General features: G+C 49.0%; 22 protein-coding genes. 17 read left to right on the top strand and 5 right to left on the bottom strand.

Going from position 1 to position 21,625, the window contains the following annotated elements; genetic code table 11:
* Positions 1–90 precede the first annotated feature (90 nt).
* Entirely contained in the window at positions 91–717 is a 627-nt protein-coding gene (locus tag MKY48_RS20230) for a DedA family protein (RefSeq protein WP_339265846.1), read from the top strand.
* 18 nt (positions 718–735) lie between these two features.
* On the opposite strand, the gene MKY48_RS20225 is transcribed toward MKY48_RS20230, so the two are convergent.
* The gene (locus tag MKY48_RS20225) at positions 736–945 is read right to left on the bottom strand and encodes a hypothetical protein (protein ID WP_339265844.1); all 210 of its coding nucleotides are present in this window, start codon (positions 943–945) and stop codon (positions 736–738) included.
* 242 nt (positions 946–1,187) lie between these two features.
* On the opposite strand from MKY48_RS20225, the gene MKY48_RS20220 reads away from it, so the two are divergent.
* From MKY48_RS20220 to MKY48_RS20190, 7 genes are all read left to right on the top strand, one after another.
* Positions 1,188–4,046 carry a Na+/H+ antiporter subunit A gene (locus MKY48_RS20220; RefSeq protein ID WP_339265842.1) on the top strand — a complete coding sequence of 953 codons (2,859 nt, stop codon included), beginning with the start codon at positions 1,188–1,190 and terminating at the stop codon, positions 4,044–4,046.
* Between the two features lie 2 nt (positions 4,047–4,048).
* The gene (locus MKY48_RS20215) at positions 4,049–4,387 is read left to right on the top strand and encodes a Na(+)/H(+) antiporter subunit C (protein WP_071220369.1); all 339 of its coding nucleotides are present in this window, start codon (positions 4,049–4,051) and stop codon (positions 4,385–4,387) included.
* Positions 4,380–5,861, top strand: a complete 1,482-nt coding sequence (locus MKY48_RS20210; RefSeq protein ID WP_076321949.1) for a Na+/H+ antiporter subunit D — start codon at positions 4,380–4,382, stop codon at positions 5,859–5,861. Before MKY48_RS20215 ends, MKY48_RS20210 begins: the two co-directional genes overlap by 8 nt.
* Positions 5,862–5,866: 5 nt before the next feature.
* On the top strand, positions 5,867–6,346 hold the full coding sequence (locus MKY48_RS20205) for a Na+/H+ antiporter subunit E (RefSeq protein ID WP_076321948.1): 480 nt from the start codon (positions 5,867–5,869) through the stop codon (positions 6,344–6,346).
* Entirely contained in the window at positions 6,343–6,636 is a 294-nt protein-coding gene (locus tag MKY48_RS20200) for a Na(+)/H(+) antiporter subunit F1 (RefSeq protein ID WP_076321947.1), read from the top strand. The genes MKY48_RS20205 and MKY48_RS20200 overlap by 4 nt, the downstream gene beginning before the upstream one ends.
* Positions 6,620–7,015: a monovalent cation/H(+) antiporter subunit G gene (gene mnhG, locus MKY48_RS20195; RefSeq protein WP_098746405.1), complete on the top strand. Its 396-nt coding sequence runs from the start codon at positions 6,620–6,622 to the stop codon at positions 7,013–7,015. The genes MKY48_RS20200 and mnhG overlap by 17 nt, the downstream gene beginning before the upstream one ends.
* 201 nt (positions 7,016–7,216) lie before the next feature.
* Positions 7,217–8,098 (top strand): GNAT family N-acetyltransferase, encoded by an 882-nt coding sequence (locus MKY48_RS20190; RefSeq protein WP_339265838.1) that lies wholly within the window; start codon positions 7,217–7,219, stop codon positions 8,096–8,098.
* A gap of 87 nt (positions 8,099–8,185) precedes the next feature.
* Here MKY48_RS20190 and MKY48_RS20185 read toward each other — a convergent pair whose 3' ends face one another.
* Together MKY48_RS20185 and MKY48_RS20180 are read right to left on the bottom strand one after the other, a co-directional pair.
* On the bottom strand, positions 8,186–8,839 hold the full coding sequence (locus MKY48_RS20185) for a TVP38/TMEM64 family protein (protein ID WP_339265836.1): 654 nt from the start codon (positions 8,837–8,839) through the stop codon (positions 8,186–8,188).
* 188 nt (positions 8,840–9,027) lie between these two features.
* The gene (locus MKY48_RS20180; RefSeq protein ID WP_339265834.1) at positions 9,028–9,864 is read right to left on the bottom strand and encodes a CPBP family intramembrane glutamic endopeptidase; all 837 of its coding nucleotides are present in this window, start codon (positions 9,862–9,864) and stop codon (positions 9,028–9,030) included.
* Positions 9,865–10,204: 340 nt separating this feature from the next.
* Here MKY48_RS20180 and MKY48_RS20175 point away from each other — a divergent pair, with 340 nt between their 5' ends.
* Both MKY48_RS20175 and MKY48_RS20170 read left to right on the top strand, forming a co-directional pair.
* Positions 10,205–10,813 carry a TetR/AcrR family transcriptional regulator gene (locus MKY48_RS20175; RefSeq protein WP_339265832.1) on the top strand — a complete coding sequence of 203 codons (609 nt, stop codon included), beginning with the start codon at positions 10,205–10,207 and terminating at the stop codon, positions 10,811–10,813.
* Between the two features lie 108 nt (positions 10,814–10,921).
* Positions 10,922–11,788: a YitT family protein gene (locus MKY48_RS20170; RefSeq protein WP_076321941.1), complete on the top strand. Its 867-nt coding sequence runs from the start codon at positions 10,922–10,924 to the stop codon at positions 11,786–11,788.
* Positions 11,789–11,987: 199 nt separating this feature from the next.
* Here MKY48_RS20170 and MKY48_RS20165 read toward each other — a convergent pair whose 3' ends face one another.
* Entirely contained in the window at positions 11,988–12,200 is a 213-nt protein-coding gene (locus tag MKY48_RS20165; RefSeq protein WP_071220380.1) for a hypothetical protein, read from the bottom strand.
* A gap of 50 nt (positions 12,201–12,250) precedes the next feature.
* Positions 12,251–12,823, bottom strand: a complete 573-nt coding sequence (locus MKY48_RS20160; RefSeq protein ID WP_127593650.1) for a thymidine kinase — start codon at positions 12,821–12,823, stop codon at positions 12,251–12,253.
* Positions 12,824–13,302: 479 nt separating this feature from the next.
* Here MKY48_RS20160 and MKY48_RS20155 point away from each other — a divergent pair, with 479 nt between their 5' ends.
* The 7 genes from MKY48_RS20155 (at position 13,303) to MKY48_RS20125 (ending at position 21,278) form a co-directional block, all read left to right on the top strand.
* Positions 13,303–14,079 carry an ABC transporter ATP-binding protein gene (locus MKY48_RS20155; RefSeq protein ID WP_339290581.1) on the top strand — a complete coding sequence of 259 codons (777 nt, stop codon included), beginning with the start codon at positions 13,303–13,305 and terminating at the stop codon, positions 14,077–14,079.
* Between the two features lie 69 nt (positions 14,080–14,148).
* Complete coding sequence (locus MKY48_RS20150; protein ID WP_339290580.1) at positions 14,149–15,168, top strand: aliphatic sulfonate ABC transporter substrate-binding protein; 1,020 nt, start codon at positions 14,149–14,151, stop codon at positions 15,166–15,168.
* A 37-nt stretch (positions 15,169–15,205) separates the two neighbouring features.
* Positions 15,206–16,066 (top strand): ABC transporter permease, encoded by an 861-nt coding sequence (locus tag MKY48_RS20145; RefSeq protein ID WP_339290579.1) that lies wholly within the window; start codon positions 15,206–15,208, stop codon positions 16,064–16,066.
* Complete coding sequence (locus tag MKY48_RS20140) at positions 16,063–16,875, top strand: ABC transporter permease subunit (protein ID WP_339290577.1); 813 nt, start codon at positions 16,063–16,065, stop codon at positions 16,873–16,875. Before MKY48_RS20145 ends, MKY48_RS20140 begins: the two co-directional genes overlap by 4 nt.
* A gap of 41 nt (positions 16,876–16,916) precedes the next feature.
* Positions 16,917–18,287 (top strand): LLM class flavin-dependent oxidoreductase, encoded by a 1,371-nt coding sequence (locus MKY48_RS20135; RefSeq protein ID WP_339290575.1) that lies wholly within the window; start codon positions 16,917–16,919, stop codon positions 18,285–18,287.
* Positions 18,288–18,457: 170 nt separating this feature from the next.
* Complete coding sequence (locus tag MKY48_RS20130) at positions 18,458–20,206, top strand: sigma-70 family RNA polymerase sigma factor (protein ID WP_339290573.1); 1,749 nt, start codon at positions 18,458–18,460, stop codon at positions 20,204–20,206.
* A gap of 169 nt (positions 20,207–20,375) precedes the next feature.
* Positions 20,376–21,278 carry a DMT family transporter gene (locus MKY48_RS20125; protein WP_339290571.1) on the top strand — a complete coding sequence of 301 codons (903 nt, stop codon included), beginning with the start codon at positions 20,376–20,378 and terminating at the stop codon, positions 21,276–21,278.
* Positions 21,279–21,625: the final 347 nt, after the last annotated feature.

Below are 21,625 nucleotides of genomic sequence, written 5' to 3'. Positions count from 1 at the left end.
CCAGTTCATATCCTCGCCTGCAGCACGTTTGCGAAAACTACGTTGTCATATAAGCTGATACTATTCTAGGGACGGATTAGGGGGGCAGGGGTGGATACGCTATTCAATTTTATAGAACAGATCGGGCACTACGCATTATTCGTCGTATTGTGCCTTGGATTGGTCGGTCTTCCTGTGCCTAATGAAGTCGTGGCAATGACAGGCGGAGCGTTAGCGGCATCCGAGATTTTAACGCCGTTTCCGTCTTTTATCATGACGTTTCTTGGTGTGTGCTCGGGATCGACGGTAGGTTACATGCTTAGTCGCTTTACCGCGAGCAAGCTGTTAAACCGCGCCCAGGAAAAGTCGAAAATCCGCCAGTTTCTTGATGTATCCGAACGGTTGACCCGCCAATACGGCAATTACGCCATATGCATTAGCGCTTTTTTGCCCATCTTGCGCAACGTGACGCCCTATGCGGTAGGAATGAAAGGGATGCCGTATCGCAGATTTGCGATGTATTCGTATTCCGCGTCCTTTGTATGGACCATCGGTTATTTCTCTTTAGGCATGTTTGTCGGAGATCAGGTCGTCGATCATATTGGAGCCTTGATTAACCGGTACGGTTATTATGCAGCAGGAATCGTCGTGGTGCTGGCCATCATTCTGATCATTTCGTGGGTGATTCGAAGAAATAAACGAAACAAGGAGAATAATGAAATTCAGTTTCACGGATAAATGCCGCATGCCTGTGAATTAAGGCTCATCCGGCAGGGGCTCGGGTGATGTTCGAATGATTTTTACGTATTCTCGGGGTAAGAACCAAGGGGTTTCTTGAGTTTGATAAACCCTGGTTGACGTGTTTTCCTGCTGATAACTGGGATGTGTACGAGTATTTGTTACGATGGCGGCTGCTAAAATAGCGAGAAAGATGAAAGCGCAAACAACCGCTTTTTTGATCAACATGGGAACCACTCCTTTATATACAGTGATTTCCTGATTGTCCCTTTTTCATTCCAACATACCCTTTGACAAAGTTTTGATCTCAAGATATACTGTTTTTCAGTGTGATTCGAAAAAATACCATATGGTTTTACCTGGAGGAGCCTGCCAACAGCGGGCTCTTTTTGTGTTTTTTTGGACTTATGCCTAAATAATGGGGAAATACTACTAATGAAGGAAAAATCGGACTATAGGAGGAGTAGACTTTGTCTTTGCTGCACATCGCCGTTATGGCACCTTTTATCGTAGCGCTTGTGGTTATGTTGACTTACAAGCTCATCGGCCGTGTTCACACCGGATGGGTGATTTTGCCGGTACCGGTTGTCCTGTTCGCCTATTTCTTGGGACTTATCCCAACCATTCAGGGAGGTGAACAGCTTCAAGCTGTCCTGGAATGGATTCCAAGCGTGGGAATAAACTTTACCGTTTATTTGGATGGATTAAGTTTAATTTTTGCACTATTAATATCTGGTATTGGTTCACTCGTTGTACTGTACTCCATCTTCTACATGGACAAGAACAAGGAAGCCGTTCATAGATTTTACATCTATCTGCTTCTGTTCATGGGCGCCATGCTTGGTGTTGTGCTCTCCGATAACCTGATGGTGCTGTACGGCTTCTGGGAACTGACAAGTATCTCGTCATTCCTGCTGATTGCATTCTGGCATCATCGCGACCGCTCCAGATACGGAGCTTTAAAATCCATGCTGATTACCGTGTTCGGCGGACTTGCCATGTTTGCAGGGTTTATTCTCCTTTTTATCATGACAGGCACCTTTAGCGTGCGGGAGATTGTAGCGAATGTGGGGAGCATTACGGGAGACGCGCTGTTTATTCCGGCCATGATTCTGATCCTGCTGGGAGCATTCACCAAATCCGCGCAGTTCCCGTTCCATATTTGGCTGCCGGATGCGATGGAAGCACCGACTCCAGTTAGTGCTTATCTGCACTCCGCTACGATGGTCAAGGCCGGAATCTATCTGGTGGCCCGTTTTAGCCCGGTGTTTGCCGGGCAAGCTTCCTGGTTCTGGATCATAGCGATTACGGGCTTGACCACGCTGATATACGCTTCGATCCGTGCGATCAAGCAGACGGATCTAAAAGCACTGCTGGCATTCTCCACCATCAGCCAATTGGGGCTGATTATGAGCTTGCTCGGTCTTGGCTCTGCCGCAGCTTATTATGGAGGCGGTGTGGACACGCTGCTCTATACGAAAGCAACGACAGCCGCCATCTTTCATTTGATGAACCATGCGATATTTAAGGGCGCTTTGTTTATGGTTGTCGGTATCGTCGATCATGAGACGGGCACCCGCGATCTGCGGAAACTCGGAGGTCTGATGTCGCTCATGCCAATCACGTTCACCGTGGCCGTCATTGGTGCATTTTCCATGGCCGGTCTGCCTCCGTTTAACGGATTCCTGAGTAAAGAAATGTTCTTTACGGCGGTCCTTCAAGCGCCTCACATGAATTTCTGGAATGCCGAGACCTGGGGTGTGCTGATACCGGTCGTTGCCTGGATCGCAAGCGTGTTTACGTTCCTGTACAGCATGATCCTGGTCTTCAAAACCTTCACCGGACGCTTCCAGCCTGAAAAACTGGAGAAGAAGCCGCATGAAGCACCGCTCGGGATGCTGATTCCCCCGGTTATTCTGGCATCGCTGGCCATCGTGTTCGGGCTGTTTCCGAACCTGCTGTCTCATGCACTCATTGAACCGGCGATGGCCGCCATTCATCCGGGGCTGCTCGTGGCAGAGGATCGTTTCCACGTGCATATCGAGATGTGGCATGGGTGGACAACGGAAATTTTCATGACCATCGGAATCATTGTTCTCGGTACCGTTCTGTATAAGCTTCACGGCAGAGCGCGTATCTTGAATACAACGCTTTTCAAGCGATTCACATTGAACAATTTGTATGACGGGGGATTGCGAGTCCTCGAAAGAGGCGGCAAATCGCTGACCTCCACTTATATGACAGGTTCACTCCGTCACTACGTGATCTATATCCTTGTATTTTTCATAGCCATTCTTGGCGGGGGGCTCCTGTTGGTCGATCATATTGGATTTGATATGACGGACTACGCACCGATGTCCTTCTATGAGGCCGTTGCCATACTCGGTCTGGTCATCCCGGTCGTTGTGCTTCCGTTCGTACGAACACGATTGATGGCGATTATATTAACCGGTGCTGCCGGCTATATGGTGACCTTGTTCTTCGTTCTGTTCCGGGCTCCGGATTTGGCGCTGACCCAGATGGTTGTCGAGACGGTTTCGGTCATGCTGTTCCTGCTCTGTTTCTATCATCTTCCGAAGCTGAAGCGGGAGAAGGTACCGATGAGCCTGAAGTGGAGAAATTTGCTCATTTCGGTAGGCGTCGGTGCTGTCGTGACCTTGATCGCATTGGCTGCGAGCAGTGGCAGGACCTTTGACTCCATTGCGGATTACTTCATTAAAGAGAGCTACCATTTGGCCGGCGGTAAAAATATCGTCAACGTCATTCTGGTGGACTTCCGTGGATTTGATACCTTGCTTGAAATTACAGTTCTCGGCATAGCATCCCTTGGGATTTATGCCTTGATTAAAATCGATTTGGGTGAAGGCATTTTGGGCGAACGGGATCGTTATGAAGGGGCATATCTCCCTAACAGTAATGATGTCATTCTGCGCACCATATCCAAGGTGGTTATCTTTATCGTCGTAACCTTCTCATGGTTCCTGTTCAACTCGGGACACCATGAGCCGGGCGGAGGATTTATCGGGGGGCTGATGACTTCAGCCGCACTGGTTCTGTTGTCGATGGCTTTCGGCATGGACATGACCAGGAAGATCGTACCTTTCGAATTTCGAAAGGTTACGGCTACCGGACTTGCGATTGCACTCCTTACAGGGATCGGCTCCTTTGCTTTTGACGCACCGTTCTTAAGTCATTCCTTCGGTTACTTCAACCTGCCGTTGCTCGGGGAAACCGAGCTGGCTACTGCGGTTCTCTTCGACCTCGGCGTCTATTTAGCCGTCGTTGGCGTGACGATGACCATCATCAATTCGATTGGGAGGGATAACTGACCATGGAACTTTATATGTCGCTTGCCATCGGAATTATTTTTGCGGTTGGGATATACCAGATTTTATCCAAAAGCTTGCTGCGGATTATTCTCGGTACTTCACTGTTGACCCATGGCGTTCATCTGCTGCTGCTCACCATGTCGCGGCTGAAGACCGGTGCTGCTCCGCTGCTTGGCGAGAAGGCTTCATCCTACGTTGACCCTGTTCCGCAAGCGTTGATTCTGACATCCATTGTCATCAGCTTTGGCGTCACATCGTTCTTCTTCGTACTGGCGTATAAAGCATATCAACGCTTGGGTACGGACAACATGGAGGAGCTAAGGGGGATGGATGATGAATAATGTAATTGTTCTTCCTCTCCTTATTCCGCTGGTTACAGCTGTTATTCTTATTTTCTGCTCCAAATATGTTCGTGTTCAGCGTTGGATCAGTGCGGTTAGTATCGCAGTAAACCTGCTTGTGGCGTTGTTCATTGTAAGTCAGGTAAACAATGAGGGCATCCAGACGCTTCACATGGGTGGATGGCAGCCGCCGTATGGAATCGTATTTGTAGCCGACATGCTTGCGGCACTGCTGGTGCTTACGACGTTGATTGTCGCGGCTGCCTGTCTGTTCTATTCTTTCCGGAGCATCGGGGAAGAGAGAGAGAAGCATTACTTCTATGCTTTTTTTCAATTTTTGCTGGCTGGCGTGATCGGATCGTTCCTAACAGGGGATTTGTTTAACCTGTTTGTCTGTTTTGAGGTTATGCTGATCGCTTCCTACGCCTTGATCGTGCTGGGCGGCACCAAGCGCCAGCTGAGGGAAACCTTAAAGTACATGCTGATTAATATTATTTCATCCACCTTGTTTGTTGCAGCTGTCGCTTATTTATATGGCACAGTCGGAACGCTGAATATGGCGCATCTGTCTCTGCGAGTGGCCGAAGTTCAGCAGGATGGAATCTTGTCGGTCATCGGCCTTCTGTTCCTGATTGTATTTGCCTTGAAGGCGGGTTTGTTCCTGTTCTTCTGGCTGCCCGGTTCCTACAGCGCACCTCCGGCGGCAGTTACGGCTTTGTTCGGCGCGCTGCTCACGAAGGTTGGGTTATATGCGATTATCCGTACCTTTACGTTGATCTTCTATCACGATACCGGCGGCATCCACGCCGTCATCGGCTGGATGGCTGCGGCAACGATGATTCTGGGCAGTTTGGGCGCGGTTGCGTATAAGGATCTTGGACGAATCCTGAACTATAACATTATTATTAGCGTTGGCTTTATCGCCTTCGGCATAGCGACGGCATCTTCTGACTCCTTGAACGGAGCCGTATTCTACTTGATGCATGACATGATAGCAAAGGCGCTGCTCTTTATTCTGGGCGGTATCATCATCGCCAGTGCAGGCGCGAACAAGCTGAGCGATATGGGCGGGCTGATGAAGCGCCATCCTTTGGTGGGATGGATGTTCTTTATCGTTGCACTGGCTCTGGTCGGCATCCCGCCCCTTAGCGGCTTTCTCGGCAAAGTCCTCATCGTTCGCGGCGGATTGAGCGGAGGCCATTATGTGCTTACGGGACTGGCATTGGCATCAAGTTTGGCGGTATTGTATTCCTTGATCAAAGTGTTTATGGGGGCATTCTGGGGCGAATCACCTCGACTCCAAGAATCAAAACCGGTCAGAATTCACAAGACAGCTTATGCGGCAGCTATTGGGCTAACGGTTATGGTGATTGTCCTTGGGGTGGGTTCGGAGTGGATATACTCCTACACCTCTCAAGCAGGCGCCGTATTATCCGATCCATCACTATATATTAATGCTGTATTAAAGGAGTAGTGGATATGGGCCATCAAATTCTGTTAAATATCATCATTGCCGTTGTCTGGATGTTCCTGAACAATAATTGGTCCCCCCAGCAATTGATCATCGGCTATCTGATCGGAATCTTGCTGATTTATCTGTTGCGACGCTTCTGGCCGAACGATTTCTATTTGCGCAAGCTGTGGTCCATCATGCTGCTGCTGCTCTTGTTCCTAAGGGAGCTGTTAAAATCGAGCATCACGGTAATTGGACAGATCCTAAGACCGAAGCTGAATGTTCGTCCAGGCATCTTCGCCTACTCAACCGAGCTGAAATCCGACTGGGAGATTACGGTGTTATCGTGCCTGATCTGCTTGACGCCAGGAACGCTTACCCTGGAAGTGTCTCGCGATGGTCAGACGCTATATATTCATGCGATGGATATTGAAGATGTCGAAGAGCTGTCGAATCAGATCCGCGATACTTTCGAACGCGCGATCAAGGAGGTGACCCGCACATGATTCATAGCATCCTGATTGCCTCTCTGGTGATTTTGTCGCTGGCTATACTGGGCTGCTTGTACCGATTAATCAAGGGACCTTCAATGAACGACCGGATCATGTCGCTGGATACGATTGGAATTATACTGTTGTCCATGATCGCTGTTCTGTGCATGCTATTCCGGACAACTGTCTATTTCGATATCATTCTGCTGATCGGGATACTGACGTTTATCGGAACAACTGCGCTTGCCAGATATATCGAGAGGGGTGATGTCATTGAACGCACAAACGATGAGTCAGATCGGTGAGTTTCTGATCGCGCTGATGGTGCTGCTCGGAGCTTTACTTGGTGCCTTGAGTGCATTTGGCCTTATTCGTCTGCCGGATGTTTATATGAGGTCTCATGCAGCAACGAAAAGTGCTACGCTAGGCGTCCTCTTGATTCTTGCAGGTGCATTTCTGTATTTCACCTTCTACCTGGAGCATGTCAGTGCAAAACTGCTGCTGGGAATTGTATTCGTATTTATTACGGGGCCGGTAGCGGGTCACTTGAATGGGAGGGCGGCGTATCGATCAGGCGTATCCATGTGGGAGAACAGCGTCCACGATGACCTCAAGCCTGAACTCAAGCGCGAACGTGAACGGATGCGCGCTTCCCAGAAAGGGGAGCGCTCCGAGAAGGGATGACCGAACAGGGAGTCCCACACTGACATATTGACGAATGACAAGATGGGCTTTCCATGAACTTGGGAGGCCCATTTTTTTGTTAAAACTTGGTCAGTGGGCATCACCATATGGTAGAATTGACCAAAACATATTCGAAAAGCTTGGCAATGAACGTTAGCTGTAACACTTCCAGCAGAATATGAACAAGGAGCACATTTACAGATGATTTTAGAGCAAGCTGATATGAAACTTAGAGAGTTATCTTCCTTTCTTGCAAAATTAAATGGGATTCGTCATCATCATGTCGGATATTGCGGTGAACAGGAAGGCGAGATTTACAGCACGCTTCAGACGGAATTCACGGAGAATGGCGAACTGAGCAGTCAAAAATTCACCGTCATATATGATCAGGATCAGATTGTGGGGGCATTGGGGTTCGATGTAGATGAAGAAGAACGGTCCGCTGAATTATGGGGACCTTTTATCGACGCGGAAGGTGAGCAATGGAATCGATTGGCGGAGCAGCTATGGGATGCAGGGACTTCGAAGCTGGAAGGCTGCGTAAATCGTTATTACGGTTTTTATAACGTGGATCATCAATCCGCTGTACGCTTTATGGAAGACAAAGGGGGTAGAAAGTCAGGAGAGCATCATGTTCTACGACTTCGAAAATCTGCTCTATTAACGGATGGCCTTTCGGGACTCCAGGATTTCACACCCGAGTATGCGGATGAATTTGCGAAGCTGCATGGTACGAATTTCCCTAATACCTACCTCAGCGCTCAGGATATTATGCAGCAGCTGGATGAGGATCATCGACTCTTTATGTTTACGGAACTAGGAGAGCTCGTTGGCTATGTTTATGTGGAAGGTGAACCCGAATTCAAGGAAGGCAGCATTGAATACATCGCAGTATCCGAAAATTTCCGGGGGAAGGGTTATGGCCGGGCACTTCTTGACCAAGCGCTTCATTATCTGTTCCATATCGTACAGCTGGAGGACATCTCGTTATGCGTAGACCAGAGAAATGAAAGCGCGATCCAACTGTATCAACGTGCGGGGTTCGACCCGATACATAAACTGGCGGCTTACGTATTGGAGTAAGATGGGTTTGTCCCGCATCTAAGCATGTCTACTATAACAAGACCCGCCAGTCCCGGTTGCAATGGATGGGCGGGTCTTGTTATGGATTTAACGCTTTGTCTTTTTGTTGCTTATCACGATACTTCCCGGCTGATCTTCATGATGGTAACGTTTTTCCATCTTTTTGCCGGTTAACCACAGCAGCCATAGAACAACGACTGCGATTAGAATACGCCAGGGCTGTGTTATAAACGCTTGCCAGTCATGTCCGATAAAAGCGACCATGAAGATCATTACGGATTTCCCCGCCATAACGGCTATCGTAAATGTCGTAGCCGATACCGTACTGATGCCGGATGCAATATTGATCAGCGAGGAAGGCGTGAAGGGGAAGCAGTACAGGATGAAGATCGGCGTAAAGCCTTTTTCTTCGATCCAATGGAAAAAACGCTGGGATCCCGGCATTCTTTTTTGAATAAGCAATCCCAGCTTGCCGCCCAGCTTGCGAACGATCCAAAACACGGTAATGGATCCAAGGCAAACGCCGATCCAGGACAGTAAGAATCCCCACCATAAACCGTAGGCTGCGGAGTTCCCCATTACAAGGACGATAAGGGGCAGTATGGGCAGAAACGCCTCTATAAATGGAAGCAAAATACCAGGAATGGGACCTAGCTGTGAATACTGCTTAAGCCACCCCTGTACTTGATCCATGTCAATTTCCTTTATATGGGTCAATAAATTCTGAAGCCATTCCAACATGATGAGTAAATCCTCTCCCTGCCTAGGGTAAAATTATGTATTTTCTGGTCGATCTCGGATGGAATATATTATAGCATAACGGAAACCAATATTATAAATTGCAGGTATTGGACCGGATGGATGATCACACATAAAGCTCAAACTCCCCGAAAATAGCGGAGAGTTTGAGCTATAACCGTTAACGGTTGTTATCCAGAATGGGTGGGCATCGCAGATTCCTTGGTTTTTGGATTCGAATCTGGAGGAAGATCCGGCTCGGTCCCGTTCCAATCGATTTGATTCTTGCTCCGCAGTGACCACACAACCAAGAGAATAATTCCGATGATGACCGAACCGATCGTGACCATATAATTGCCCCATATAGAAAGGTATTCAATCTCGATGAATGCATAATTCGAAGGCACCACGACATACCGGATCATCTCCAGCCAGGCTAGGTGAAAGCCAATATTCATCCATAGATTGTTGGATACGATGCGGCACAGCTGCAATACCGTACCAAAAGCAATTAAATTGATGATATACTCCACCGTAATCAGATCCCATGTACCTATTCCTGTGGCTACCATGAATCCCGTTACGGCGATAGGTGCAAGTACGAATAACACGACCTGAAGGATCAGCGCAAGCCAGCGCGAAAAACGGGTGTTCAGGTTCCGAAACACATAACCGCGGAAGGTTAATTCTTCAGGAAAGGCTTCATAGAAAAAAGCAATGGGAACGTTGATGAGGATAACGAGCATCGTAGCGACAGGGAAGTGGAATGCCACGATTCGGAGCCACCCGGCGGCACTGCCAATCAGCAAGGCTGCTGCTGTGACCAGGGCAAGGAGAGCAATGCCGAGAATGAAATAACGAAACCCGGAAGGAGGGGAGCTAAGACCAAGGCCGCTCCAGGGACGCTGGTCGACATAACGCCTAAGCAGATAAATCAGCGGTACGGATACACTTGTTGTTACGACTGCAAGGAGGATTTGCAGCCCGAGCGTGGGGATCTCGTAGGAACTCGCTGTCGTGGCTATCACAACCGCTAGTCCGAGCCCTGTAACAAAAGCCAGCCATCCAAGGACGACACGCCAGAGCAGGTTTAAACGGCCCTCTCGATCACGGAATGCCCGAGAGACACCATGCCTAGCCTTCGATTCAGTTAATGTGCGAATGACAAACTCGCTCCTCTCCTAAGAACACACTGAGCGTGTTCACGATTCTTTTTGACATTAATATATATAGTATTGGTTCTACCAAGGTGTTCCATAGAGAGAACCTATTTTTACGAGGATAGGCATTGTAGAAGCAAACCTAGGAAACTGAAATGTTGTTTATAGTACGTTGTATTAAAAAAAACCGGGAGTGTATAATGGGATTATGCCGAAAATCGTAGATCATGATAAACAAAGACAACGGGTCGCTGAGGCTGCCCTGCGGGTGATTCAGAGGGGTGGACTCGAAAAAGCGACGGTGCGCAATATCGCGGAAGAGGCGGGATTATCCGTAGGTTCGCTGAGGCACTATTTTACCAGCCAGGCTGAGCTGTTGACTTTCTGTATGAAGCTTATTATCGAACGGATTGAAGAACGTTTTTCTTCACTATCCTTGAACGGACCCGTGTTTGAGGATGTAAAGCAAGTGTTGATGCAATTTCTGCCGATGGATGAGGATAGGACGATGGAAATGGAGGTGTGGATGTCGTTTGTTGCCAAAGCGCTAGTCTATCCCGAGTTAAGAATAATGACTGATCATATGTACGATGGTTTAACCAAGGCGTGCCATTATGTGGTGGATACGCTGGTTGCCCATAAGCTGGCTAAACCGGAGTTGGATCTTGAATATGAGAAGGAACGAATATACGCATTGGTGGATGGGTTAGCGATACACCATATCATGAGGCCGCAGCAGCTCGCCACAGAAAAGATCGAGAGGATAATCGATCAGCATCTGCGTTCCTTATGTCTGGATGACAAGGCAATGGCCTAAAAGACCCATGTCACTTAGCGTGTCAACATTGACATGTCATTCCTTTTTTTAATACAATGGTTCTTCGACAGGCACTTCGTGTGAAAAAAGATACAAAAGGAGAATGGCATGGTCAAAAAACACAAAAATCTGACAGTCGGCGAAATTCTGAAACGTTTCATCTTTATCACCATCGGTGCAATTCTGATGGCTGTGGCGCTTGAAATATTCCTGGTGCCCAACGAAATTATCGACGGTGGTATTACCGGTATTTCCATCGTATTATCATCGATTACGCCCATCAATCTGGGTGTGTTCCTATTTATTATCAACTTACCGTTTCTGTTCATCGGTTACAAGCAGATCGGTAAAACGTTCGCATTTTCTACATTATACGGGATTGTGGTATTGTCAGTGGCGACAACCTTCCTGCATCATGTAGACCCGTTTACGAACGAGAAAATTTTAGCGGTGCTGTTCGGTGGTTTGGTTCTCGGGCTGGGGGTAGGTCTTGTCATCCGTTATGGCGGAGCGCTCGACGGTACGGAGATCGTTGCTATCCTGCTGTCCAAAAAGCTGCGGATGCCGGTCGGACAAATCATCATGATTATCAACGTGTTTATTTTTATTACGGCAGGGTTTGTATTTGGTGCAGATTCGGCCATGTATTCGATCTTCTCATACTACATAGCGGCAAAAGTGATGGATATAGTGGTAGAGGGCTTGGACGAGTCCAAATCCGTTACGATTATATCCAATGAATACGAAGAAATTTCAAATGCCATCATGCAGCGTCTGGGCCGCAGCACGACCATGATCTATGCCAAGGGCGGGTATTCCAAAGAGGATACGCAGATGATTTATTGCGTCATCACTCGGCTGGAGATTGCGAAGCTGAAGACGGTTGTGCAGGAAATTGATAAGAACGCATTTATTTCGATTCAAAATGTCGCGGATGTGCTGGGTGGGAGCATGGCGAAGTCTGATATTCACTAGGGTACAAGCGACGCTCTTAGTGTAATAGGTTGATTAACGAACAGCGGTTTTTTGCAGATCGTTCTGCAGAAGGCCGCTGTTTTTTGTGGCCGCTATATGCGGCTCTCTCCCTGAGATAAAGAAGGATTGCCTGAGGCCCTGATAGATCTTCGTAGAAGAGGTCTATCATGAATCACTCAGGCAATCCATCTATCATTTCTCATTTCCGTACTTCAAAAAATTCGCATTCATCCCGCTTATGATAGCCGAGCGAGCTGACGCTGGATTGTGTAATGACGGTTTCGTCAGTGAAGCGGATGACGAGACTGCCGGAATCAATCAGATGATTATCCTTGAAGATGCGTATACGGATCTGCTGCTCCATCACTTCCTGAAAGTCTTGGTCGGTTAATAGCGGTCTGACTATCGGCATGGGTCATCCTACTCCTTACGTTTGAATGGTGGATTGCTTGTGAAAACGTCCTATGATAAAGGGGGATTGGTATGACATTTGCGACAAACAGGGAAGTAGGTATCATTCCCACCAATCAGGATCTGCTCACCGGCATACACGGGCTTACCGTCAATGACGCGAAGGTTCATGATCGCTTTGCGCTCACAGAACCAGCAGATCGTCTTCATTTCCTCGATTTTATCGGCGTAAATCAGCATCCAGCGGCTGCCTTCAAACAGCTCGTTCCGGAAATCATTCTTCAATCCAAAGCCCATGACAGGCACGTTAAGCTCATCTACGATCCGAACGAGCTGCAGGATGCTGTCCTTGGACAGGAACTGGCATTCGTCAACCAGAACGCAGTATGGCTTAGGCTGATGATCCTTCACAATCCCGTAGATGTCGGTTGTATCGGATATAGGTATCGCTTCGCGGCGCAGGCCGATTCGTGAGGATACATATCCAACGGCATCCCGGTCATCGATAGCGGACGTAAAGAGGAGTACCGGTTTGTTCTGTTCTTCGTAGTTATGGGCGACTTTCAAAATCTCGATGGATTTACCACTGTTCATGGAGCCGTACTTGAAAAATAATTGAGCCATGCTTTCGTTCCCTTCCTATAAGTGCAATGTTGCTTCTTCGCGTTTAGTTGTGCAAAATTCTTACAATATAAGATATGACATGCAGATTATATTGTCGCATTATTAGGCAGCTTTTGTCCATTGCCTGTAAGGACTATATTCTGACATATATGACTTGGGCGTGGAATGAAAAAAAGGTTTGACAACCTTTACCAGCGGTTGTAATATAACGGCATACCAAATGAATACCGAGATAATCAACCGGATAACTGGAGATATCGCGCATATGAACAAGTACGATGATGGTTGGACGTACTTAGACAAGCGCTATATCTCCTTTTTTTATGAGATAAGAAAGCATAAACTTCAGGGGTTTAATCATCCTTATCTTGCCCCTATATGGGGTCTGTCTTCTGGGGAAGTAGCTCGATAGACCTTTTTGTTTGCTTTTTAACCAAGTAAGTAGGTAAGAATAATTATAGTATGGGATGGTGAAACGAATGTCAGCGGATACCTTGATTATTCAACAGGTAAATAAAATTTTTCAAGCCCCGACGGGGAATGTTACCGCGCTGAAAGACATTGATTTGCGGGTTCGAAAGGGAGAGTTCATTACGTTAATCGGACCGAGCGGATGCGGCAAGAGCACCCTGCTCAAAATCGTTGCCGGTCTGGACACAGCGTACGAAGGGAGTGTCTTGTTGAATGACAAACCGATATCCGGTCCAAGCATCGAGAAAGGGTTCATCTTTCAAGAGCCGCGCTTGTTTCCATGGCTGACCGTGGAGAAGAATATCGCAGGCAATTTGTCGCTGAAGCAGAAGGACATCCGCAAGAAGGTGGATGAGTTCATCGAGCTGGTACGGCTCAAAGGCTTCGAGAAAGCATATCCGAGGGAGCTGTCAGGGGGGATGGCTCAGCGGGTGGCAATCGCCCGGGCGCTGCTGCGGAATCCGGACGTGCTGCTGCTGGATGAGCCGTTTGGCGCGTTGGATGCATTTACACGTTCCCATATGCAAGAGGTGCTGCTCGATATATGGCAAAATAACCGCACGACCATGCTCTTTGTTACCCACGATCTGGATGAAGCCGTGTTTCTTGGCGAGCGTGTTGTCATTATGAACCCGAGACCGGGCCACATCCGTTCCATTCTGCCGATTGATCTGCCGTTCCCTCGCAAACGGACCGGATCCTCCTTTCAGGAACTGCGGACCAAAGTGCTGCGCGAGTTTGAGAAAGTGGAAGAACCGGAGTTTGATATCGGTGCGGGCATTTAAACACGCAGGATGATGCTGAACGTCTAACAGGATAGATGAACGATAGAAAACAGGGGGGAGAGTTTGATCATGAAACTGAAGAAAAAGAGTGTAGTCATTATGGTATTCCTCATCATGTCTGTCTTGGCATCCGGCTGCGCGGACGCAAACAGCCAGCCCAAGGTCAGCGCTGTAAGGAAAGGAGCGGACGGCAAATACAAAGATCTGACCGTAAGACTCGGGGTACAGGGCAGCGGCGGTTTGTTTGGCAAGGCCCGCGAAGAGAAGTGGTTTGAGGAGGAGTTTGGCAAGTTGGGCGTCAAGGTGGAGTGGTCGGAGTTTCAGAGCGGCCCCCCGATGACCGAAGCGATGGCTTCGAAGCGCCTGGATTTCGCGGGGCTCGGCAATATGCCGATTATCGCTGCCCAGGCGGCAGATATCCAGTTTAAGGTCATTTCCCAGAGTCTGCACGGCCAGAAGAATGTAGCTATCATCGTGCCGCCGGGCAGTTCCGCGCAGACCTTGAGTGATTTGAAGGGCAAGAAGGTAGCGGTGACCAAAGGGAGCAACGCCTTTAACTTCTTGTACCGGGGATTGGCGGATCAAGGAGTCAAAGTGTCCGATATTGAAATCATCCAGCTTCAGCCCGACGAAGCCCAACCCGCATTCGAATCGGGCAGCGTCGATGCATGGGCAACCTGGGACCCGTATATCACCTTGAACACGCTGACAGGCAAAGGCAAAGTGCTGGCGGACGGCGAGCAGCTTGGCGTTCTCTCACCGTCGTTCAATATCGTGCGGAAGGATTTTGCCGATCAATATCCGGATTTGGTCACGCTCTATCTTACAGTGCTGGACAAAACGCTCGCTTGGGAGAAAGAGAACGAGGCTGAGGCCCTAAAGCGGTATGCCGATGAGCGCGGCATTCCACAGGAAGTCATTCAAGGCACCTTTGACCGATCAAGGTCGATCAACATTCCGGTGACGGATGCCATTATTGCCGAACAGCAAAAAACGGCCGATTTCCAATTTGAGCAAAAAACGATCCGCAAAAAAATCCAGGTTAAAGACGTGTTTGATAATCAGTACATTGAGGCTGCGTCTAAATAAGAGCAAATCATCTGAATCGGAAAGGGGGTAACCGTATATGCTCCAAGAAGGGATCAGCAAAGGAGCCGTGGTTGTGCCCGCCGAGTCCATTCGCCGTCAAAAGCGGCTAGACCGCAGGTTCCGGCTAAAGCTTACAAACGCACTGATCGGCTGGCTTGTTCCGCTCTTAATAATCATCGCATGGCAGACCGCGGGAACTCTGGGCTGGCTCAACCCGATTCTGCTTCCGACTCCGCTCAGCATCTGGAATGAGTTCGTTCATCTAACAAGCACAGGCGAGCTGATCAGGCATCTTGGCATATCATCCTGGCGAGCACTGCTCGGATTCCTGCTTGGCGGCAGCCTGGGTTTGGCCGCGGGCATATGGGTAGGATTTTCGTACAAAGCCGAGCGGCTTGTCGATCCGTCCTTGCAAATGCTGCGGACGCTTCCCCATCTGGCAATCGCCCCATTGTTCATCCTTTGGTTCGGTTTTGGGGAAACCTCGAAAATACTTCTTATCACCAAAGGCTCGTTCTTTCCACTTTATGTGAACACGTTTCTCGGTATCCGATCCGTGGACAACGGGCTGTTTGATGTAGCACGCGTTCTGCAGTTCAGCCGCTGGGACCAGATTCGCAGGCTGATCGTTCCCGCCGCGCTGCCCCATATTTTCCTCGGCATCCGCCTCTCGATCGGCGTTGCATGGCTTGGTCTGGTTGTGGCTGAGCTGATGGGCGCAAGCTCCGGCATCGGATATATCATCAATGACGCTCGGTCCTTCTCGTGGACCACCGTTGTCTTTGTCGGAATTATGGTGTTTGCACTCGTCGGAAAGCTCTCGGATACACTCGTTAAATGGCTCGAAGGCAGGCTGCTGCGTTGGCAGGACAGCTACAAGGGGGATGACAAGTCATGAAAAGTCCAATTGCCACCCGTGAACTTACGGAGAAGGATTGGTTGAAGGTCATACCAAGGCCGCTTCATGCCTGGCTTGTGCCTATCGCGATTGTGGCTTTTTGGCAGGTAGCGGGTGGTTTCGGATGGATTTCAGCAACCCTGCTGCCTACGCCGCTAACGATTGCCAAGCAATTCGCGAATTTGGGGGCCAGCGGTGAGCTGTGGGAGCATTTTCGGATCAGCATCCTTCGAGCGCTCTCGGGCTTTTTACTGGGTGGTTTGACTGGTCTAGCCTTGGGGGTCTCCACGGGTCTGGGCAAAATGGCGGAGCGAACGCTGGATCCCTCATTGCAAATGCTGCGCACTGTGCCGCTCTTATCGTTGATTCCACTGTTTATTCTCTGGTTTGGCATCGGAGAATTTTCAAAGATTCTGATGATTTCCCTGGGGGCTTTCTTCCCGATGTATGTGAACACCTTCCTTGGCATTCGAAACATGGATGCGAAGCTGTATGAAGTATCAAGGATCTTTCAATATTCCAAGCCGCAGCTGCTGATCCGATTGATCGTACCGGCTGCCTTGCCGAACATTTTGCTTGGCATCCGCCTGTCGCTCGGCGTCTCCTGGCTTGTTCTGGTCGTCGCGGAGATGATGGGGACCAGCGCGGGCATTGGCTATATGATTCAAGACGCCAGAGCCTATTCGCAGACGGATATCGTGTTTGTAGGCATTATTATTTTCGCGATCATGGGCAAGCTGTCCGATTCCGTGGTGCGTCTGCTGGAATCCAGGCTGCTGAGCTGGAGAGAGACCTATAAGGGCTTCTAAGAGGTTAGGCCGACAATATATTAAAAGGAGTGATAACGAAGATGGGAACAACCAACCGCAGAGATCACCAGTTGCATCTGGGTGCGTTTATCTACTATGCCGGACATCATCATGCCGGGTGGCGTCATCCAACATCCGATGTGGAGGGAATGTTTGGAATTGAGCTGTATAAGCAGCTTGCCGCCACAGCGGAGCGGGGGAAGTTCGACATGATGTTTTTTGCCGATTTGCTGTATGTGACCCAGGTCGAAAATTCCGCCTCCGGTATGCTGGACCCGTTGACGCTCTTATCCGCTCTCTCCACCGTTACGGACAAACTGGGACTGACCGCCACGGTCTCCACAACATACAATGAGCCCTACAACGTGGCAAGGAAGTTTGCTTCTCTCGATTGGATCAGCGGAGGAAGAGCGGGCTGGAATATCGTCACGTCCCAGCTGGATATCGAAGCCCACAATTATGGGAGGGCGAAGCATCCGGAGCATGGCTTGCGTTATGAAATGGCACGTGAGTTCGTTGAAGTGGTTACCCGTTTATGGGACAGCTGGGAAGACGATGCGCTTGTGCTTGACCGGGAGTCTGGTAGATTTGCGGATGGAGCGAAGGTACGGCCTGTGGATTTTAGCGGACAATGGTATTCCACGAAAGGACCGCTGAACGTACCAAGGCCGCCGCAAGGCTACCCCGTGCTGATACAAGCTGGTTCTTCCGGTCCGGGACAGGACTTCGCCGCGCAATATGGTGAGGTTATCTTCACGGCACAGCAGTCCAAGCAGGCAGCGCAGGAGTTTTATGCAAGCGTCCATTCGAAGCTGTCTCATTATGGGAGAGGAAGCAAAAGCCTGAAAATCATGCCGGGCCTTTCGCCTGTCATCGGGTCTACGGAGGAGGAGGCACGGCGCAAGGCGCAGGAGCTGCTGGAATTGATTCCGCCAGCGTCGGCAATCACCGTTCTATCCGGGTTCCTGAATTACGACCTGAACGGTTATCCGCTGGACCGGCCGCTGCCAAGAAACATCCCGGACCCTGTGGCAGCTTCCAACGGCATGAAGAGTCGGGTCCAGTTATACATGGATTTGGCTTACCAAGGAAATCTGTCAATCCTGGAGTTAGGCAGAAAGATACTGACCTCAAGGGGACATATGCAGTTTGTTGGGACGCCCGAACAATTAGCCGACATGATGCAGGATTGGTTTGAAGGTTATGCCTGCGATGGATTTAATATCATGCCGCCGGTTCTACCCGGTGATCTGGACGATTTCGTGAATACAGTCATACCCGTGCTGCAAGAACGAGGCTTGTTCCGTACTGAATACAGCGGAACGACGCTGCGGGAGCACCTGGGCCTAACACGTCCTGAACCCGGGCATTTTCACCGGGAAGTTCACCAAGCAGCCGCGGATGTAATCTAAGCGAGCCATGTTGTTAAAAAAACGTTTCGAGTGACCGAGGTTTAGGGGTCATCTTGGAACGTTTTTTATGTATTATAAAAGTCAGATAATATTTCTCAATTACTTTGTCAGAAAAAACGAACTTCTCTGGTCATATAAGTAGTCAACGATACGAAAGAGGGTTTGAGCAATTGGAAACGACAGCAGACAGCAGGGTCCAGTGGGATGAGATGGAGGATCAGGAGTTGGTGAAATATGCGCAGGCAGGGGAGCGGGAAGCATTCGGGGAGCTTGTTCGGCGTCATCGGTCCAAGGTTTATGGCTATGCCAGAGCTATAACCCGGGAGTCCTACCTGGCAGAGGACGTTGTACAGGATGCACTTATCCGTGCGTTCATGCATCTGGGGAAACTGGTCGATGCCCGGCGGTTCTTACCGTGGGTGCAGCGAATCGTCCGGAATCAGGCCTATACCCGCCTTAAGGGAAGCCCTGCGATGAAAGAGCAGACATTCACCGAGCTTGAAGGCAGGGGAAGGGCTGATGGTGCCGGGAGTTCAGATCAGTGGAACAATCTGGACAGTATTCTGGGCAGGCTCCGTCATTCTGCAACCGAAGCTGCCGCTGGATTCCACGTTCCGGAGGAACGGATCGTCCAGCAAGAGACGCTGCGCTTTTTAACGGACATCATTCAATGTCTGAAGCCACGCGAACGGCTTATTTTCGAATCCCATTTTTTCGATCAGCTGTCTCCGCAAGAAATTGCCAACTTGTTTCAGCTCTCTTCGGCCAATGTGTATCAGATTATTTCGAGATCACGGAAGAAAGTGATCCAAGAAAAAATCCGCGTCACCGTTGACTCTTATATTAAGATGAGAAGGGACTTGGGAATTATGAAAAAGAAGATTCTGCCTTATGAAGGACCGTTGAAAGAAATCAAAACTTGGACAACCGCTGCGGATGCCACGTATAAAATGCTTCAATTTACAGATCGGAAGTTATCCCTGCCGATGGTCATGGGGCTTACAGGTCATGCATTCCGGATCAACATCATCCCGGATGAAGTTCACATTGCAGGTCCAACGGCGTACTTTTTTGGTGAAGTATTATCTCGGGGCCTTCATAATATCGGGTTCCATTCCAAGTTTGTAGATGGCATGTCGGACGGCGTCGGCACCAATGCCAATCTGCTGGATCCAACCGCTTTGGAGAAGAGTGCCATGAGCAAGCGCAGCATTCATCAGGAGCTGCCAAGGGCCCTTGATCTGATTCATGCTTCACTAGACCGGGGATACCCTGTGCTGGCTTGGGATATATTCTTTCCGGAATTTGGTACACTGTATGGTTACGACGATGAAACGAGAACTCTCTATGGGGAAGTATGCGGCAGAGTGGATACGCTGCCCTACGAAAATCTCGGCAGAAGCGTGATGGAAGATCTATTTGTTCTGGCTATTGAGGGCTCCGTTGATTTAACGCTTCAGCAGCAGCTTCGACTTGCGCTTGAAACCGCCATAGAGCAATATGAGGGGAAAGAAAGCGTGGTGCCGACGGCAGTGAAGGGGATTGCGGCATATGATGCTTGGGTTAAATCGCTGCAGGGGCGGAGGATAGAACCGAACGGTCATGCTTACAACATCGAGGTATTAAGAGATGCCCGGTATTACGCTGCTGAGTTCTTCAAGGAACTGATTGCAGCTTGGCCGGATGCGAATAAGGAAGGATCGGAGCTCACGCAGCAGTTTAAAGAAGCCAGCGTGTTATATACAGGAATGTGTGAGAAGTTCAGTGTCCTGCATCAGATGTTCCCATTCCCGGTAGGTGGAGAGCCTAATTCGGGGGAGCAAGCAACGAAGGCGATATCACTGGTAGAGGATATTAAAGCTCTGGAGATCGAAGCTGTTGCTAAATTGAGAGAGATCTTTGCAAAGTTGTCTTCATAAATAGTGGTTGGATACAAACTTACCCCATTTGGTATTTACAATGTTGAGGTTTTGTCTTAAGATAAGACCATAATTCAATATCTAACAGAGTCAACCCCACTTTTTACTGTTTTCTGGTCTCCAAAACAGTGAAAAGCGGGGTTTTTTTGTTGTGGAGGGAGAGTTGGAATTGTTACATGTATTAAAAAATTCATTCTACGTATTTTTGGGAGCTTGCTGTTTTGGTATTCTGTCAACGGTTGTAAAGCTTGCTTACCAGGAAGGGTTCCTATTTCAGGAGGTTATGATCAGCCAATTCGGGACAGGCTGGCTCATTCTGCTGTTGTTAATGCTGTTTTTTGGACGTCAAAAGGTCACGAGCAAGCAATTCCTAAGGCTAGCCGGGGTTGGGTTATGTACATGTCTTACAGGCGTCACGTATTACCTTGCCCTTCAGAGCATTCCGGCATCGATTGCCGTCGTTCTTCTATTTCAATTCACCTGGATCGGCGTCATTATCGAAGCCATTGTGAAACGGCAATGGCCGGATAAATCCACCGTCATCTCCGTTATCATCCTGTTTGTCGGGACAATTATGGCTGGGGGGATTTTGGGTGCAAATGAGCTTCAATTGAATTGGAAGGGGACTTTATTGGGGCTGACTGCGGCCTTGATGATGGCTTTGTTTGTCTTCTTCAGCGGCCGGGTCGAGACGCAGATGTCACCGATTACCCGGAGCTTCTATACCTCAACGGGTGGTCTGATTCTGTTGACGATCCTATTTACGCCGAAAGTGTACACGGAGATATCCCTGTTTGACAACGGGTTATGGCTGTTCGGCTTAATCCTAGGTGTATTCGGTGTTGTTTTGCCTGTACTGCTATTCGCACTGGGCGCACCCAAAATCAGCACAGGACTGGCAACCATCCTTGGGGCTGGAGAGCTGCCCGTTGCTGTTATCGCTTCGGTGCTGGTGCTGAGCGAGCAGGTAACTGCTCTGCAATGGATCGGGGTTATCGTGATCCTGCTGGGCATTGCGTATCCGCAGATGGCGGCGCAGAAGGGGGGCAGGGTGCCAGCGGTACAAAGATGAGATTCAGAAGAAGATAATATGAGACCAAATCAAGAGGGAATATTTAATTTTTGATAAAATGGGAGTGAATGAAAGTGGGGAAATCCATCGTGAATGGATGTCGAAACCATGAGTATTTTGCGATTGCCCGAGAAATAATACCACGTTCATGAAATTTATAGGATAATAAAATACGAGCATAAATGCCTTGCAAGATATGGTTTATACAACGATATCAAGCGCTACGAAGCTGGCATATGATAAAAGACGTTGTAACCTCCTGGTTGCAGCGTCTTTTTGACGTCATTGCACTAAAGTTGCAGTCGCACCTCAAAATCAACTACTATTTAAAGAGGGAACAGCACTTC

This window comes from Paenibacillus sp. FSL W8-0187 (genome assembly GCF_037969755.1).
Taxonomy (GTDB): Bacteria; Bacillota; Bacilli; order Paenibacillales; family Paenibacillaceae; genus Paenibacillus_AQ.
The sequence above is the reverse complement of the archived record's forward strand: the minus strand, read 5'-3'. Positions and strand labels throughout refer to the sequence as shown.

Coding starts and splice junctions, on each gene's coding strand:
- MKY48_RS20225 (WP_339265844.1), bottom strand. CDS start 945: ATGTTGATCAAAAAAGCGGTTGTTTGCGCTTTCATCTTTCTCGCTATT.
- MKY48_RS20215 (WP_071220369.1), top strand. CDS start 4,049: ATGGAACTTTATATGTCGCTTGCCATCGGAATTATTTTTGCGGTTGGG.
- MKY48_RS20210 (WP_076321949.1), top strand. CDS start 4,380: ATGAATAATGTAATTGTTCTTCCTCTCCTTATTCCGCTGGTTACAGCT.
- MKY48_RS20205 (WP_076321948.1), top strand. CDS start 5,867: ATGGGCCATCAAATTCTGTTAAATATCATCATTGCCGTTGTCTGGATG.
- MKY48_RS20200 (WP_076321947.1), top strand. CDS start 6,343: ATGATTCATAGCATCCTGATTGCCTCTCTGGTGATTTTGTCGCTGGCT.
- mnhG (WP_098746405.1), top strand. CDS start 6,620: ATGAGTCAGATCGGTGAGTTTCTGATCGCGCTGATGGTGCTGCTCGGA.
- MKY48_RS20190 (WP_339265838.1), top strand. CDS start 7,217: ATGATTTTAGAGCAAGCTGATATGAAACTTAGAGAGTTATCTTCCTTT.
- MKY48_RS20185 (WP_339265836.1), bottom strand. CDS start 8,839: ATGTTGGAATGGCTTCAGAATTTATTGACCCATATAAAGGAAATTGAC.
- MKY48_RS20175 (WP_339265832.1), top strand. CDS start 10,205: ATGCCGAAAATCGTAGATCATGATAAACAAAGACAACGGGTCGCTGAG.
- MKY48_RS20170 (WP_076321941.1), top strand. CDS start 10,922: ATGGTCAAAAAACACAAAAATCTGACAGTCGGCGAAATTCTGAAACGT.
- MKY48_RS20165 (WP_071220380.1), bottom strand. CDS start 12,200: ATGCCGATAGTCAGACCGCTATTAACCGACCAAGACTTTCAGGAAGTG.
- MKY48_RS20160 (WP_127593650.1), bottom strand. CDS start 12,823: ATGGCTCAATTATTTTTCAAGTACGGCTCCATGAACAGTGGTAAATCC.
- MKY48_RS20155 (WP_339290581.1), top strand. CDS start 13,303: ATGTCAGCGGATACCTTGATTATTCAACAGGTAAATAAAATTTTTCAA.
- MKY48_RS20150 (WP_339290580.1), top strand. CDS start 14,149: ATGAAACTGAAGAAAAAGAGTGTAGTCATTATGGTATTCCTCATCATG.
- MKY48_RS20145 (WP_339290579.1), top strand. CDS start 15,206: ATGCTCCAAGAAGGGATCAGCAAAGGAGCCGTGGTTGTGCCCGCCGAG.
- MKY48_RS20140 (WP_339290577.1), top strand. CDS start 16,063: ATGAAAAGTCCAATTGCCACCCGTGAACTTACGGAGAAGGATTGGTTG.
- MKY48_RS20135 (WP_339290575.1), top strand. CDS start 16,917: ATGGGAACAACCAACCGCAGAGATCACCAGTTGCATCTGGGTGCGTTT.